Source organism: Winogradskyella schleiferi, assembly GCF_013394655.1.
Taxonomy (GTDB): Bacteria; Bacteroidota; Bacteroidia; order Flavobacteriales; family Flavobacteriaceae; genus Winogradskyella; species Winogradskyella schleiferi.
Genome location: NZ_CP053351.1, coordinates 1,047,254 through 1,062,677 on the forward strand (window position 1 = coordinate 1,047,254; position 15,424 = coordinate 1,062,677).

At 35.9% G+C, this 15,424-nt stretch carries 8 protein-coding genes and 1 pseudogene; 3 read left to right on the forward strand and 6 right to left on the reverse strand.

Annotated features, from left to right (window positions below; genetic code table 11):
• Positions 1–191 precede the first annotated feature (191 nt).
• Positions 192–4,874, forward strand: a complete 4,683-nt coding sequence (locus tag HM990_RS04570) for a choice-of-anchor Q domain-containing protein (RefSeq protein ID WP_178987810.1) — start codon at positions 192–194, stop codon at positions 4,872–4,874.
• A 233-nt stretch (positions 4,875–5,107) separates the two neighbouring features.
• On the opposite strand, the gene HM990_RS04575 is transcribed toward HM990_RS04570, so the two are convergent.
• The 6 genes from HM990_RS04575 to htpG form a co-directional block, all read right to left on the reverse strand.
• Positions 5,108–5,686: a Crp/Fnr family transcriptional regulator gene (locus HM990_RS04575; protein WP_178987811.1), complete on the reverse strand. Its 579-nt coding sequence runs from the start codon at positions 5,684–5,686 to the stop codon at positions 5,108–5,110.
• 244 nt (positions 5,687–5,930) lie between these two features.
• Complete coding sequence (locus HM990_RS04580) at positions 5,931–6,938, reverse strand: transglutaminase domain-containing protein (RefSeq protein ID WP_178987812.1); 1,008 nt, start codon at positions 6,936–6,938, stop codon at positions 5,931–5,933.
• A gap of 12 nt (positions 6,939–6,950) precedes the next feature.
• Entirely contained in the window at positions 6,951–7,628 is a 678-nt protein-coding gene (locus HM990_RS04585; RefSeq protein WP_178987813.1) for a carboxypeptidase-like regulatory domain-containing protein, read from the reverse strand.
• A 176-nt stretch (positions 7,629–7,804) separates the two neighbouring features.
• The gene (locus HM990_RS04590) at positions 7,805–9,457 is read right to left on the reverse strand and encodes a serine hydrolase (RefSeq protein ID WP_178987814.1); all 1,653 of its coding nucleotides are present in this window, start codon (positions 9,455–9,457) and stop codon (positions 7,805–7,807) included.
• Positions 9,458–9,572: 115 nt separating this feature from the next.
• Positions 9,573–10,307, reverse strand: a complete 735-nt coding sequence (locus HM990_RS04595; protein ID WP_178987815.1) for a Tim44 domain-containing protein — start codon at positions 10,305–10,307, stop codon at positions 9,573–9,575.
• A gap of 104 nt (positions 10,308–10,411) precedes the next feature.
• Complete coding sequence (htpG, locus tag HM990_RS04600) at positions 10,412–12,322, reverse strand: molecular chaperone HtpG (RefSeq protein WP_178987816.1); 1,911 nt, start codon at positions 12,320–12,322, stop codon at positions 10,412–10,414.
• Between the two features lie 278 nt (positions 12,323–12,600).
• On the opposite strand from htpG, the gene HM990_RS04605 reads away from it, so the two are divergent.
• Together HM990_RS04605 and HM990_RS04610 are read left to right on the forward strand one after the other, a co-directional pair.
• Positions 12,601–13,605 carry a 3-oxoacyl-ACP synthase III family protein gene (locus tag HM990_RS04605; RefSeq protein WP_178987817.1) on the forward strand — a complete coding sequence of 335 codons (1,005 nt, stop codon included), beginning with the start codon at positions 12,601–12,603 and terminating at the stop codon, positions 13,603–13,605.
• 162 nt (positions 13,606–13,767) lie between these two features.
• Positions 13,768–15,081: pseudogene (locus HM990_RS04610) on the forward strand (serine hydrolase domain-containing protein).
• Positions 15,082–15,424 lie beyond the last annotated feature (343 nt).

Below are 15,424 nucleotides of genomic sequence, written 5' to 3' on the forward strand. Positions count from 1 at the left end.
ATCAATAGTATCTATTATTTGTTATTGAAACGATAATAAATTGTTGATTAAATTTTCAATTTGACGATAATATTTGTTAAGAAAATGTTAAAGTAAAATTTTCTCAAAACCCGACTATAGAATTTATCGTAGGTATTGATGTCTTGCCCAAAAGACGCAAAAATTAACCTTCAAATTAAAAACTAATCAACATGAAAAACAGAATTACGCTAGTTATTGCATTCGCAATGACTTTTTTTATTTCAACCTCTTCATTTGCCCAAGTAGTTACTAGTGGAGCAGATGATGGAACTGACGGAACATTGCGAAACGAAATCGCAGATACACCAGCTGGTGGAACAATTATTTTTGATCCAGCTGTAACAACAGTAACTTTGATGAGTGAACTGTTGATCAATAAAGAACTAATAATTAATGGGACTTCCTTAACGATTGATGCCAATGGCAATGGCAGAATTTTTAATGTCACTTCTGGTCCTTTAGAATTAAATGGCTTAACATTGACTAATGGACTTGCAGCTGATGGCGGTGGTATTTATATAACCTACGCAACAGTTACAATAAATGATTGTATTATTAATGGAAACACTGCAAATGGGGCTTCTGGTTCTGGTGGTGGAATTTTCAATGATGTTGGAGGTATTTTGGTAGTTAATAATTCTGAAATTTCAAACAATACGGCTAATCGCGCTGGTGGAGGTATTGAAGACAATTCTGGTGTAGGACTGGCAATAACGTTAAATAATGTAATTCTTGATAATAATAACGCTGGTGTTGCACCAGCAACGGCTGCTCCAGGAAATGGTGGTGGTTTACATATTACAGGAGCAGGTGATGTGAATATTTCCGGAGGAACAGCTTCTGGAAATACTGCTGCTAAAGAAGGCGGTGGACTTTGGAATGGAACCGGTATCATGACAGTAACTGGAACAACTATTTCTGAAAATTCTGCCATTGGTGATGCTACTGGTGGAGGTGGAATTTTCAATAATGGAGGAACTGTTAATATAGATAACACAACAAACTTAACAGGAAACATGGCTATTGGAGCAACGCCTGGTGGACGTGGAGGAGCAATTTTCAATAGTACAGATGGAATTTTAAACTTAGCCAATGGATTAGCGATCACGGGCAACTACGCAAGTAGAGCAGGTGGTGCGATTGAGGATAGTTCAAATGGCACTTTACTGCTGTCAGGTGTTACACTAACAGGCAATTCTGCTGGTGTTGATATTGGTTTAGGATCAATGGCAAATCCAGGTAATGGTGGAGGAGTTCATTTATCGGGTACTACAAATGCAACAGTATCAGGTTTCTCAACAGTTTCAAATAATGTCGCTGCCTCAGAAGGTGGAGGTCTTTGGAATAATATGGGAACTATGGATGTAAGTTCAACATTTATGGATGCTAACATTGCTTCCGGAGATGATCCGGATCATGGTGGTGGTGCAATCTATAATAATGGTGGTACATTGATAGTAGGTAATGCCGCAGCAATTTCTAATAATGTTGCCGATGGAACTTCTGGTTCTGGTGGAGCTATATTGAGCACTGATGGTGACGTAACAATTACAGATGCAGTTATTGCTTTTAATAGATCTAACCGTGCAGGTGGAGCGATTGAGGTTGTTGATGGATCAATTACATTTTCTGGAAACTTCAATGTAAGTGATAATAATACAGGTGTAGCGCCAGCGGTTGCTAGCCCAGGAAATGGTGGAGCATTGCACATAAGTGGTACTGCAACTGCAATGATAACAGGTGGTAATATGAATAGCAATGTTGCTGCCAAAGAAGGTGGTGCATTGTGGAATAGTACTGGGACTATGACTGTTGATGGAACTATTATTGATGGAAACACGGCAAGTGGGCTAGCAGCTGACGATGGTGGTGGAGGTATCTTTAACAATGGAGGAACATTGATTGTTCAAAATGCAACTGAAATCACCAATAATGTGGCTGATGGATCTTCAGGTTCTGGTGGTGGAATTCAAAATGTTTCTGGTGGGTCAGTGTCTGTTTCAGATTCATCTATAACTGGAAATACATCAAATAGAGCTGGTGGTGGAATTGAAGATAATTCTACAATGGCATCTGGAACATTAACATTAACAAATGTTACTTTAGATAATAATATTACAAGTTCTGCACCTGGAAATGGCGGTGGTTTACATATTACTGGTCCAGGTAATGCAACAATTACTGGTGGAACAACAAACGGAAATACCGCTGCCAATGAAGGCGGTGGATTATGGAATGGTTCAGGTGTAATGACTGTTATTGACCATACTGTAGATGGTAATACTGCCTCTGGAAACGATGCTGAAACTGCAGGAGCCGCTGGTGGTGGAGGTATCTACAATGAAGGCGGAACACTTGATATATCTGGTTCAACCATGATTACTAATAACATTGCAGATGGCGCACAATCAACAGGTGGTGGAATTTTAAATGCAGCAGGAACACTGACTGCAAATGGAATCACAATCATGGATAATACATCTAACCGCGCAGGTGGTGGAATCGAGGCTAATGGAGGTGGAGCGGTAACGCTTACTAACGTTAACTTAGATTCAAACGACACAGGAGTTGTAACCGGAATGGGCGCACCAGGAAATGGTGGTGGACTTCACATCAGTGGGAGCAGTACAGTAAATATTACAGGAGGAACTGTAAATATGAACACTGCAGCTACTGAAGGAGGTGGACTTTGGAATGGTTCAGGAACAATGACTGTAGATGGTTCCACTATTAATTTGAATGTTGCTTCAGGTAATGACGCTGCCGATGGTGGTGGTGGAATCTTCAATAATGGCGGTACTCTGATAGTTCAAAATGGAGCCACAATAAGCAATAATATAGCTGATGGAACTGCTGGTTCTGGTGGTGGAATATTCAGTATTTCAGGTGCTGTAACAGTTGATAATTCAAACATTGAGTTCAACTCTGCAAATCGTGCAGGTGGTGGCGTTGAGATTGTTGACGGTACAGCGGACTTTTTAAATGATACGAACCTTTTAAACAACGACGTTAATGGCTCGGCAGGGACACCAGCACCTGGAAATGGTGGTGGATTTCATGTCACTGGAGGTGCCGCTGTGGTGACATTTACTGGTGGCTCAGTATTTGGAAATGAAGCTGCCAGTGAAGGTGGTGGATTATGGAACAACGGAGGAACTATGACCGTTGATGGTACTTTGGTTGATGGCAATACTGCTTTTGGTGATGCTGCTGACAATGGTGGTGGAGGCATCTTCAACAATGGTGGTACATTGAATGTGAATGCAACAACGCAAATCTCAAATAATTATGCAGATGGAACTTCTGGTTCTGGAGGTGGAATTTTTAGTACGGATGGTACAATAACGATAAATGGAGCAGTAATCACAACTAATGAAGCTAACCGAGCTGGTGGTGGAATTGAAGTTATAGATGGTACGCTGTTTGTTACGAATACAACCTTAGATGCGAATGATGCAGGTAGTTTTTCTCCAGCACCAGGAAATGGAGGTGGACTTCATATTTCAGGTATGGCGAATTCAACATTTACAGGAGGAACTGTTAATGGAAATATTGCAGCTCGTGAAGGTGGTGGATTATGGAACGGTTCTGGAACGATGACTACAGATGCGACAACTATTGATGGCAATACTGCTTCAGGTAATGCTGCTGACGATGGAGGCGCAGGTATCTTTAATAATGGAGGAACTTTGAATGTCACTAACGGAACACTAATAAATAACAATATAGCTGACGGAACTTCTGGTTCTGGCGGTGGACTATTGAGTGTTGGTGGTGCTGTCACCGTAGGTGGTTCTACAATTACGAACAATCGTGCCAATAGAGCAGGTGGTGGTATTGAATTAGCTGCTGGTAGTTTAGATATGACAAGTTCAGATTTAAGTGCTAATAATGCAGGTGTTACACCGGCAGTTGCTGCGCCGGGAAATGGTGGTGGTCTTCACTTAGGTGGAGCTGCAACAGCTACAATTGCGTTATCAACAGTTCGAAATAATGACGCTGTTGAAGGTGGTGGACTTTGGAATGGAGGATCGGATATGACGGTTACAACTTCTGAAGTATCTGGTAATTCTGCCGTTGAAGGTGGAGGCGTTTATAATAATTCGGGAGCAACATCAACCGTTATGACGAGTACAATTTCAGGTAACTCAGCATCAATGTCTGGTGGTGGTGCTACAAATAATGGTACAAGTTTAGACTTTAATGCCGTTACCATTGCCATGAACACAAGCACTGGAAATGGTGGAGGAATAGATGCTGCTAGTAATGTGTCACTGAAGAATACGATTGTGGCATTGAACACGGCGAGTTCTGGTTCTGATGTTTCTGGTATGTTCACTTCTAACGATTATAATTTGATCGGAACAGATGATTTAAATGTATTTACTGCACAAACCAATGATATTGAAGATGTAGATCCTATGGTAGGACCTTTACAGGACAATGGAGGTGCAACGTTTACACATCAGCTATTAAATGATTCTCCAGCTTTTGATGCTGGTGATCCAAATGATGTTTTTACGGATCAAATTGGTCAAGTTGTATTTGGGGTGTCAAGAGATATTGGTGCTTATGAAGCGCAAGTTTCATTATCAATAGATGATTTTAATTCTATATCTGTTTTAAATATTTATCCAAATCCAACAAAGGGGCAGTTCAATATTGTAATTGACGAATCCATTGCTGGTAGTATCAATGTTCAAATTGTATCTATGACAGGAAAATTAGTAAAACAATTGTCTTTAGGTAATGGAATTAATTCGATGGATATTAGTGGTGTGTCTTCTGGAATTTACATTGTTAATGTGAATACGGAAAGAGGCCAGACTTCGCAAAAATTAATTTTAGAATAACGTTACATAAGAAATGCTTATTAAATAGAAAAGGCCATCGGAAGATGGTCTTTTTGTGTTTTCATTTTATATATGGAAACTGTGAATACTTCATAAAAAAGCGCAAGGTTATAAAACTTGCGCTTCTTAGCTATTAATCTCAGGAAAATAAGAGGTTATTTACCTTGTTTAGGGGCGCAAAAATATCACTATGAATGAATAAAAAAATTGATGTATGATAATAAATGAAGACATTATGTTAATTCTTTCCTAATTCTGCTCAAGCTTTCAGTTGTCATACCCAAATAGGATGCGATGTGATAATTTTTTACGTTCTTCTCTATATTGAGATGGGTCTTTATAAATTCTAAATAACGTTCTTTTGCAGTCATTGACAATGATGACAAAATTCGTTTTTGAAAGGCGGCGTATGCTTTCTCGAGTTTATTTCTGATAAATTTATGTATTTTCGGAAATTGCATATGTAATTCTTCCCTGTCCACACTTGAAAGTTGGTAAAGTGTGGCGTCTTGAAGAACTTCAAGATGCATAATAGCCTTAGAATTTGAAAAAAAGGCGGTAAAATCACTAATCCACCAATCTCTAATGCCAATTTGTATCGTGTGTTCTTTTCCATGCTTATCCGTGTAAAAGGTTCTAAGACAACCTTCGTAAATAAAAAAAATATCGGTAACAATGTCTCCAGGTTTAATCAGTATTGCACCTTTCTCTGCATCGACTCTTTTAAATACGGACGCTATAGTTTTAATTTCATTTTCAGTAAAAATGAGATCTTTATATATGGTTTGAACTAACTTTTGGTCAGAATTCATTTTACGTGAAATAGCTTGTGAAGCTATAAAATACCTAAAATATTATAAATGAGTATATTAAATTCGATATAATAAATTTATTACCAGCTAACCTGTAATTATTATCTTAATCATGTTAACCGAAAATGCCTAATAGTTCTTTAATAAGTTAAGCGTATAGACAATTACTTTTTAAATTTAGAATATCAAAGAATCACAAACGCACTTCAAACTTAAAAGGATTCAATGAGTTCTAAAGATAGCACTACGTTTTAGTCACTTCAATGGAGTAGGTCGCAACTATATCATTTTCTATTTTTAAATGCACGTCATAAAAGCCTTTGCGTTTAAAACGGTATTTAAAAGTTATGAATCCATTTTCATTAAAAAGATCATAAATTTTATAATGTTTTTTATTTTCTCCTGAAATTTGGATTAGCGAAATTTTATCCGTGGAAATGGCTTTTAAAGATTTAAAATTAAAAATGATTTCGTCATTCTTTTTAATTGTGGAATTTAATGTCTTTGGCCCAATCGGAATAACTTTTTGTTTAAACGTTTCTCCATAAACAATCGGTTCTGCTATGAATTTTATGGTTTTCAAAGTGTCGTTAAGAAACCATTTCTTCTGAATAGGATAATGGTTTTTAGCAAAGAGTATAGGATCTGTTAAAAAGTAGCCATCATTATAGTCTGCTACAAAAAAACGACCATTAATCATATAACCACTAGACCAAGTGGCATCGCACAAATACCATTTATTATTTAGTTTAACAGCGTTCCAAGAATGGTTTATGGACTCCAATTTTTCAACATTAGTTTCAAAAGACCGTCCATAACCATCAACAATTTCACATTCAATATTGGCTATAAAACACAATTCCTTAATGAGGTAAGCATAACCTGTACACATGGTTTTTTTATGATTCAAGAGTTTTTCAAAAGCTATTTTTTTGAAATCATCATTCCATTTCATATAACCTGTACTATCGTTGTTGAATTCTAAACGCGCTTTACTTACTTTGTTATGTTGCTTGGAATCACCTTTAATATTGGTGCAAACCCAAGTGTAAATGGCTCTAAATTTTTCAACATCAGTCGTAAGTTTAGATGTTAGATGATGCGCCAATACAGGTAAATTATCTAAACTCTGACCCTCATGCAGTTTAGCGATATTATCTGCTTTTGTAAAATCGATAGTCTTAAAATCTGATATTTGAGCATTAGAAATAGTAATGCAAAAAACTATGAAAAGGACGAAAAGATTTCTCATAAAATTGATAGATTAATCTCTTCTGGATTTATAGACCTGTTTTACGGCAACTTTCCCCATTACGATACAAGAATCGGCTTTCATATCTATGTTGAGTTCAATTTTTGAAGCTGAATCTTTATTTTCAATAACAATTTTTTGTGATGCCATACCCACATAACTGACAATCAAAACATCTCCTATTTTTAATTTTTCAGGAAATTCAAAATTTCCATCAAAATCGGTTGCAATACCAATTGTTGATCCTTGTAAAACTACATTTGCACCAGGAAGCGGTAGATCGCTTTCCATTACAGTCCCATTTACAATAATATTGTTTTCGAATTTTGAAGCTTTAATTTCAGAGGTGTTTTCTTTAGGTTCAATATTTTTTTTGATTTCCTGTGCTTGAGCCGTAAAACTTGTAAAGATTGCTAAACATGCTAATCCTATACCGCTTAAAAAGCTAATGCTTTTGTTTGTTTTAGCTTCTACTTTGTAGGTTTTTAACTGGTTGCTGTTAAATCTACCACAGGTGTTTTGAGTGGATTTGTTTTTAAAGAACGCCACTATGTCTTCGGTATTCATTTTTGTAAAGTCGATGACTTCTTTTTCACAAGCGCCACAAAAACCACCTTTGGAAGTTGGGTTAAATTGATTGAAGTTTTCTGAACATGGCGTTTTGATGTCTAAGTTAAATTGATTTTTCATGATATAAAGTTTTAATGTTAGTACACTTCAAACCTAATCATCAATTAAGGGATTAAAAATGAGAAATTAGTAAAGTCCGCTTTTTGGTGAGTGTAATGTCGTTTGTATTGAGTTTGTAAAAAACAAAACCACTTAGAACTAACTAAGTGGTCGTACTTTTGGGTCAAAATTGTTGACTATTCCATTTTTTTTGCAAGTGTTTCATTGCCACTTTGATAAATTGTAAAACTCTCTACTTTTCCAGAAGTGTCTTTATTAAATTTGATTTTTATCGCGGCAACTTTCGCAAAAAACTCAGTCTCATTTTCCGCAAAGATTTCAAATTGACCTTGCCCTGTGGCTTGGGCAAAAATTTGATTATTATCAACCGTAATCTGAACATTAAAATTTGGGCCTAACTGGTATTTGCCTGCATACGATTGTAAAACCGCATTGGTCAGCGTCACTTCTTTTTTGGCTTCAGGAATTGGTTTGTCAACTTCCTTTCCTACACTTTCTGTGCCTGTGATAAATATGGTTTCACGTTTTCCGTTTTCGGATTTTGAAAACTCGTACTCAATTGTTCCATCCTTAAACATAAAACGGTTTTCGGAAAGTGGATAAATATCAAAAACCGTATTCGATTCTGATTCGCGCATACTTTTAAGTTGACCATCTTCCATAAATATATGTCGAATGACGTCATCTTCAAATTCATAAGCACCAACCCATTGTTTCATTTTAGCTTCAGATAATTTAACTACATCCTTCATTGTTGGAAACGGTTTTCCAATAGCCGTTGCAGCGAGAGATTGAGTGACTGCGCCAATGTCCTTGCAGCTACAATTACTCAAGCCTATAACATAGATACCTTCGTCAATAAGATATAATCCATTGGTAGAGGTGCCAAAAATACCACCACTATGTGTATAGCCTTTAGACCCTTTGAGGTTCATTTCGCCCAGACCATAACCATAAGTAATGTGCTCACCATTATTAAGGGTTGAGCCATTAATAGCTTTATCCAAAGTTGTTGCTTTGATCAATGTGTTATTGGTTAGCGCATTTTGCCACTTTAGCATGTCATCAACGGTAGATGTCAATGAACCAGCAGCTTGAGGCAAGGTCATACTTAAATAACTGGCATTGACATAGCCATTGTCATTTTGTTCATACGGTCTAACTCTGTTTTTAACTATTTCACTGGTGTTTCCATAACTTGAATTCGTCATACCTAAACGCTCAAATATATTGTTCTCAATAAAATTTTCGTAGGTGTCTTCAGAAATAACTTCAATGATTTTACCGAGTAAGATATAACCCGAGTTATTGTATTTAAAGGCTTCTCCTGGATCAAAATCCATAGGTTCGTTTTTAAAAGTCGCGATTAATTCATCTAGCGTTTTATCGATACGTGCAAAATCCCTAAAATTTTCATTATCGGTATAGTTTTTTATTCCAGAGGTGTGATTAAGTAGATGATGAACTGTTATGGTTTTGCCGTGCGTTGGATAATCTGGAATAAACTTTGTAATGGAATCATCCAAACTTAACTGGCCTTGTTCTTCGAGCATTAAAATGGCAACTGCCGTAAATTGTTTGGTAATTGATGCCAACATAAATACGTTTTCAGGAACCATATCGACATCCAATTCTAGACTCGCTTTTCCGATGGCCTTTCTGTAAATGGCTTTACCATCTTTGGCTACTAAAATGGTCGCACCTGGTTCATCTGGCTTGTAAGATTCAGATACAATAGCATCAAATTGTTGAGTTAAATCTTGTGCGTTGCTAGTTGTGATATAAAGGCAACTAAATAGCAATAAGGCAAAGGTGTGGTTGGTTTTCATTTTTTCTGTGGATTGATTACTACTTATATGACGATTCTTAAAAGGATAAGTTACAAAAAAACCACTTTGGAATTTCAAAGTGGTATTAAAAGATATTTATAATGTTGAAAAAAAATTATTTTGTCGTTAAGTTCGCAGTGGTTTGGAACTCTGGTATTACATTTTTCATTTTGGCAAAAGCCAAACTGAATTTTCCTTCTCTAATATCGTCCAAAAGCCACTTACCATTGGTGTATTCCATAATCCAGATTTTCTCTTCATCACCAAATTCATTTTTTCCTTGTACAATACGTTGTGTTTCTTTGTCTTTTAAATAATCCTTAATGTTAGCAGAAATTACGAATGCAATTTTTGAACCTTCAAGATTTTCGTTCTCTGTTAGTTCTAAATAGAGTGGTTTTACACTTTTGATTTTATCTAACTTACAGACGTTTTTTAGGTTTTCCTGTTTCCATTTATCTAAATGAACGGTCTGTTGGTTCTGCCAATACCAATGATTAACATATTCTGAAACTTCTTTCATGTCTTCGTTGTCCCAAGCCAGATAAACGCGTGTAAACACATTACGTACGTTTTTATCAAGGTTTAGCCATGAAAAATCCTTGTGCTTTAGCCCAATTTGATTGAGCTGCTTTTTAGTTTTCTTAACCGCAAAAAATTCAACGGAGTAGGTATAAACGATTAAAGGAAAGAACACAATGACAATTGCAAACAAAATTAATTTTCCCCACCAAGTTTTAAACAGACCTTTGGCTATAGTGCCACCAGGACCTGCATAAACAGGATCGATATAGAATAAGAAGCCAATAATAAGTATGGTTAATAGTATTTTTTTGTGAAGCGGTTTCATATCATTCAGTTTTAAGAGCTAAAGTTAATAAAAAAAACCACCTAGATATTTCTAAGTGGTTTTTAGTCTTGACTCTTGGCTCTAAAAGCGAAGCGGTCTTTTGTCTACTTTATCATATCGTAACTACGTTTAATAAAGTTTGTCAACTCTTCACCTTTTAAAAGGCCTTGAGATAAACGTGCCAAATCTAAACTTTGGTTAATTAAACGTTCTTGTTTCTTTTTGGTCTTCGTACCTATAATTTCACCAACCAATTCAGAATTTGTATTCACGATGAGGTTGTACATTTCTGGCATGTTGCCAAACATGTTCATTCCGCCACCACCTGTCTGCTGCATTTCTTTCATTCTACGCATAAATTCTGGTTGCGTAATAATAAAAGGCGAGGCGTCACTATCCATAGCTTCTAATTGTACCGTGAATTTTTCAGAAGGAATCACTTCTTTAAGTAACTCATCTAATTTCGTTATTTCTTCATCAGATAATTTCGAAATCGTGGTATCTTCTTTTTTGATTAAGTTATCAATATGGTCACCATCTACACGAGCAAAAGAAATATTTTCTTTGGTCGTTTCCAATTTCTGGATTAAATGCGATACAATAGGTGAATCCAATAACAGCACTTCGTAGCCTTTTGCTTTTGCAGATTCTATATACGAATGTTGCTCATCTTTATTAGAGGCATAAAGAATCACCATTTTATCGTCCTTGTCCGTCTGCTTTGCTTTTATAGCATTGGTCAATTCTTCAAATGTGTAGTATTTGCCATCAACCGTTGGGTATAACGCAAAGGCATCTGCTTTTTCGAAGAATTTTTCTTCAGATAACATACCATATTCAATCACGATTTTAATATCGTCCCATTTCTTTTCAAAATCTTCACGATTCGCATTAAATAAGGATTTCAACTTATCAGCTACTTTTCGAGTGATGTAAGATGAAATTTTCTTTACAGCACCATCTGCTTGTAAATAGGAACGCGATACGTTTAATGGAATATCTGGCGAATCAATAACACCACGTAACATCGTTAAAAATTCAGGAACTATACCTTCCACATTATCGGTTACAAAAACCTGGTTTTGGTACAATTGAATTTTATCTTTCTGCATGTTCATATCCGTCGTCATCTTAGGGAAATACAAGATTCCTGTTAAGTTGAACGGATAATCTACATTAAGATGAATATGGAACAATGGTTCTTCAAATTGCATAGGATACAATTCTCTGTAGAAACTACTGTAATCTTCGTCCTTTAAATCTGTCGGTTGTTTTGTCCAAGCCGGATTTGGATTGTTAATGATATTATCAACCGTAATTTGTTTGTGCGGCTCCGTGGTTTCTTTACCATCTTTATCCTTTGTTGTTTTTGGTGTAAACTCAGGATCGTTTATTTCCTTGGTTCCAAATTTAATTGGAATAGGCATAAACTTGTTATACTTCATCAAAAGCTCACGGATTTTAGCTTCTTCTAAAAATTCAGTAGAATCTTCCGCTATATGAAGAATAATTTCTGTGCCTCTGGTTTCCTTTTCAGCTGGTTCTAATGTGAATTCCGGAGAGCCATCGCAAGTCCAATGTGCTGCAGGTTCGTCTTTATAAGATTTGGTAATGATCTCCACTTTTTCTGCCACCATAAAAGCCGAGTAAAATCCAAGACCAAAATGACCAATGATGCCTGTGTCTTTTCCAGAATCTTTATATTTATCTAGAAATTCCTCAGCACCAGAAAAGGCGATTTGGTTGATGTATTTTTCAACTTCTTCAGCTGTCATACCAACACCTTGATCGATAATATGAAGTTTCTTACCTTCCTTATCAACCTTAACCTCGATGATTGGATTACCATATTCAACCGTGGCTTCACCAATACTGGTTAAGTGTTTTAATTTTAGAGTCGCATCCGTTGCGTTACTAATTAGCTCACGTAAAAAGATTTCGTGATCGCTGTACAAGAACTTTTTAATTAACGGAAAGATATTCTCTACCGATACATTAATGTTTCCTTTTGTCATATTTAATTTATTAAATGTTCCCATGAAGGTGGGAAACTGATTAATTATAGTTTTAATTGCTCTTTAACCTCTATTCAAATAAAATACCAAGACTTAAAATGTGACAAACTGACACAACTATTATGCGTGCATAACGAATATAAAATGGATTAAAAATTTATTGTACCTTAAAGTTTAAATTCGCAAGACTAAATAATAAGATTTCCTATCGAAGCTTCGGAATTGGAAACTAAAATAAAAGGATTCCCATTTTCATGGGAAATAAAACAAATGTTTATATGTACAACTCAAAAATAATAGGCTTAGGAAAATACCTGCCAGACAACGTGGTTACAAACGACGATTTGTCTAAACTAATGGATACTAATGACGCATGGATCCAAGAACGAACCGGTATAAAAGAACGTCGTTGGATTAAAGACGGCTCTGAAGACACGTCTTCCGTAATGGGAGCGAAAGCTGCAAAAATTGCTATTGAGCGTTCAGGTTTAACCAAGGATGATATTGATTTTATAGTGTTTGCGACCTTAAGTCCAGACTATTATTTTCCAGGTTGTGGTGTACAAATACAGGATATGTTAGATATGCCAACCGTTGGAGCATTAGATGTTAGAAATCAGTGCTCTGGTTTTATCTATGCGATTTCTGTGGCAGACCAATTTATAAAAACAGGAATGTATAAAACTATTTTGGTTATTGGAGCTGAATACCATAGTAATGGTTTAGACAAAAGTACAAGAGGTCGTGGCGTTTCGGTGATTTTTGGTGATGGCGCAGGAGCCGCAGTTTTAACAAGAGAAGAAGATACTTCCAAAGGAATTTTATCTTCGCACTTGCATAGTGAAGGCAAATATGCCGATAAGCTCATTGTAGCATCACCAAGCATAGCGCATTGGGTACCGGAAATTATAGAAGCAGGCGAAGACGATGTATCGTACTTTCCTTATATGGATGGTACGTTTGTATTTAAAAATGCCGTTGTGAGATTTAGCGAAGTCATCATGGAAGGCTTAGCGAAAAACAATTTGAAACGCGAGGATATTGATATGTTGATTCCGCACCAAGCGAATTTACGTATAGCACAATTTATACAAAAGAAGTTTAAATTAACTGACGACCAAGTTTTTAATAATATCCAAAAATACGGCAATACCACAGCCGCTTCAATACCAATAGCTTTAACTGAAGCTTGGGAAGAAGGTAAGGTAAAAGAAGGCGATACGGTTGTATTAGCTGCTTTTGGCAGTGGGTTTACTTGGGGAAGTGTGATTATGAAATTTTAAGGGGGTACAAATGCTTCTTAAGTGTTTGTACTCATCTATAACTGTTTAAAACCACTTATTCCATGTTTATAATTGAATTGATATGAAATTATGGCTATTTTTGGAAAAGTTGTTTTGAAACGAGTTATGCTCAAGTTAAACGAACAACTTAAAATCAATATAATGCGAATCAGAAACAATCAATTATTTTACTTTTTTCTCATCATATTAAGTATCCAAGCTTGCTCAAAAAAAGAAAATACACCAGCCTTAACAATTGGTAATACAGATAACTTAGATAAAATATTGGATGATTACGTTGAGAATGACTTTTACCCTTTTATCTATGCAAGGCTAGAAGATTTGGATGGGAATGTTCTCTATGAACATAGTTCTGTAAATAACGATTTACTTCCAAATACTAAAATAGATGGAGATTCTTGGATTAGAATTTGGTCAATGAGTAAAATAGTAACCATTTCTACTGTTTTGGATTTGATAGAAGATGGATTATTAAAAATTGATGACCCAGTTGCAAAATATATCCCTGAATTTGAAAACCTTAAAGTTGCAATCTCTGATAATGGCACGAGTTTATTGGAAATTAAAGCGGGCGAAGGAAATGATGCCTGTCCGGTAAAATTAGTTACTAATGATTCTGTAATGACTGTAAAACATCTTATCAATCATCAAGCAGGATTTTATTATGCAACCACAGGTTTCCCTTGTATTGATTCATTGATTGTTGAACAGAATTTACCAATGGCAAAAAACTCTGATGAATTAATAAATAAAATGGCAAATCTACTTTTAATTCAGCATTCTGGCACAGATTATTTTTATGGTACAAATACTACTGTTTTAGGATTAGTGGCAGAATGAGCAACGGGCAAAAAATTAAATCAACTCGTTGAGGAAAGAGTAACTAGACCTATGAAGATCAAAGGGTTACAATTTAGACTACCAGTAAGTGAAAAACTACTGCCAAAATTTACAGGTAGAGATTCCACTTTGCGTAAAGCTAAAAGAGGTGAGTTAGATATTTTTGGTCCCGATGTTCCAGATTATGATTACAACCATCAATTATATTTAGGTGGTGAAGGTATGGTTGCTACCGCAGATGGATATACAGATTTTGTGAGAATGCTTTTAAAAAGAGGAGAATTAAATGGACATAGGTTTTTAGAAAAAGCAACTGTGGAAGATATATATGCGCCTCATACCCAAAAAGATAGCCCTTATGGGTATAATGGCTATAATCTATGGATTAGCGGTGATTCAATGAAAACAAAAAAACAAGGAGAAGCTGGACTTTGGATTGGTGGTGGATATGAATGCACTTACTTCTGGGCAGACCCAAAGCGAAATTTTGTAGGAATTATTATGTCTCAAAACAATGAAGTAAGAGAACCAGGTTATGAATTGAATGATAAGTTTCGTGGTGCATTATATCAACAGATTTGGGCAATTGAGGAAGAAAATCAAAAAAGTAAATAAAACCAGAGCATAGCGTTATACTGAGCTAAAATACAAGTAAAAACCCGTTAATTTTTCACTAACCTACTTTTATATTCTCCATATATATTAATCCTGATTTAGCTATTGCAAAGGCCTGCTTTGCTCTTACGCTTAGCCATAATTCGCTCGTATAAATCTCCACAAGACATAACTAAAAAAACACTAATGGATCACTGCTCTTTCGACCACTGCTGCCATAACAGGGTTCACATTTTCTATTCGCTTTGTATTTGCTAAATTAGTTGCTGAAACACGTAAGAAAATCATACATAAGACCGTCAGGCTGTCTCAAAAGCTATGATTTTGGCTAGCCTATTCGGGC

Excerpts from the sequence above, each read along its gene's own strand:
- htpG (WP_178987816.1), bottom strand. The coding sequence starts at position 12,322 with ATGACAAAAGGAAACATTAATGTATCGGTAGAGAATATCTTTCCGTTA.
- HM990_RS04605 (WP_178987817.1), top strand. The coding sequence starts at position 12,601 with ATGTACAACTCAAAAATAATAGGCTTAGGAAAATACCTGCCAGACAAC.
- HM990_RS04570 (WP_178987810.1), top strand. The coding sequence starts at position 192 with ATGAAAAACAGAATTACGCTAGTTATTGCATTCGCAATGACTTTTTTT.
- HM990_RS04590 (WP_178987814.1), bottom strand. The coding sequence starts at position 9,457 with ATGAAAACCAACCACACCTTTGCCTTATTGCTATTTAGTTGCCTTTAT.
- HM990_RS04580 (WP_178987812.1), bottom strand. The coding sequence starts at position 6,938 with ATGAGAAATCTTTTCGTCCTTTTCATAGTTTTTTGCATTACTATTTCT.
- HM990_RS04595 (WP_178987815.1), bottom strand. The coding sequence starts at position 10,307 with ATGAAACCGCTTCACAAAAAAATACTATTAACCATACTTATTATTGGC.
- HM990_RS04575 (WP_178987811.1), bottom strand. The coding sequence starts at position 5,686 with ATGAATTCTGACCAAAAGTTAGTTCAAACCATATATAAAGATCTCATT.
- HM990_RS04585 (WP_178987813.1), bottom strand. The coding sequence starts at position 7,628 with ATGAAAAATCAATTTAACTTAGACATCAAAACGCCATGTTCAGAAAAC.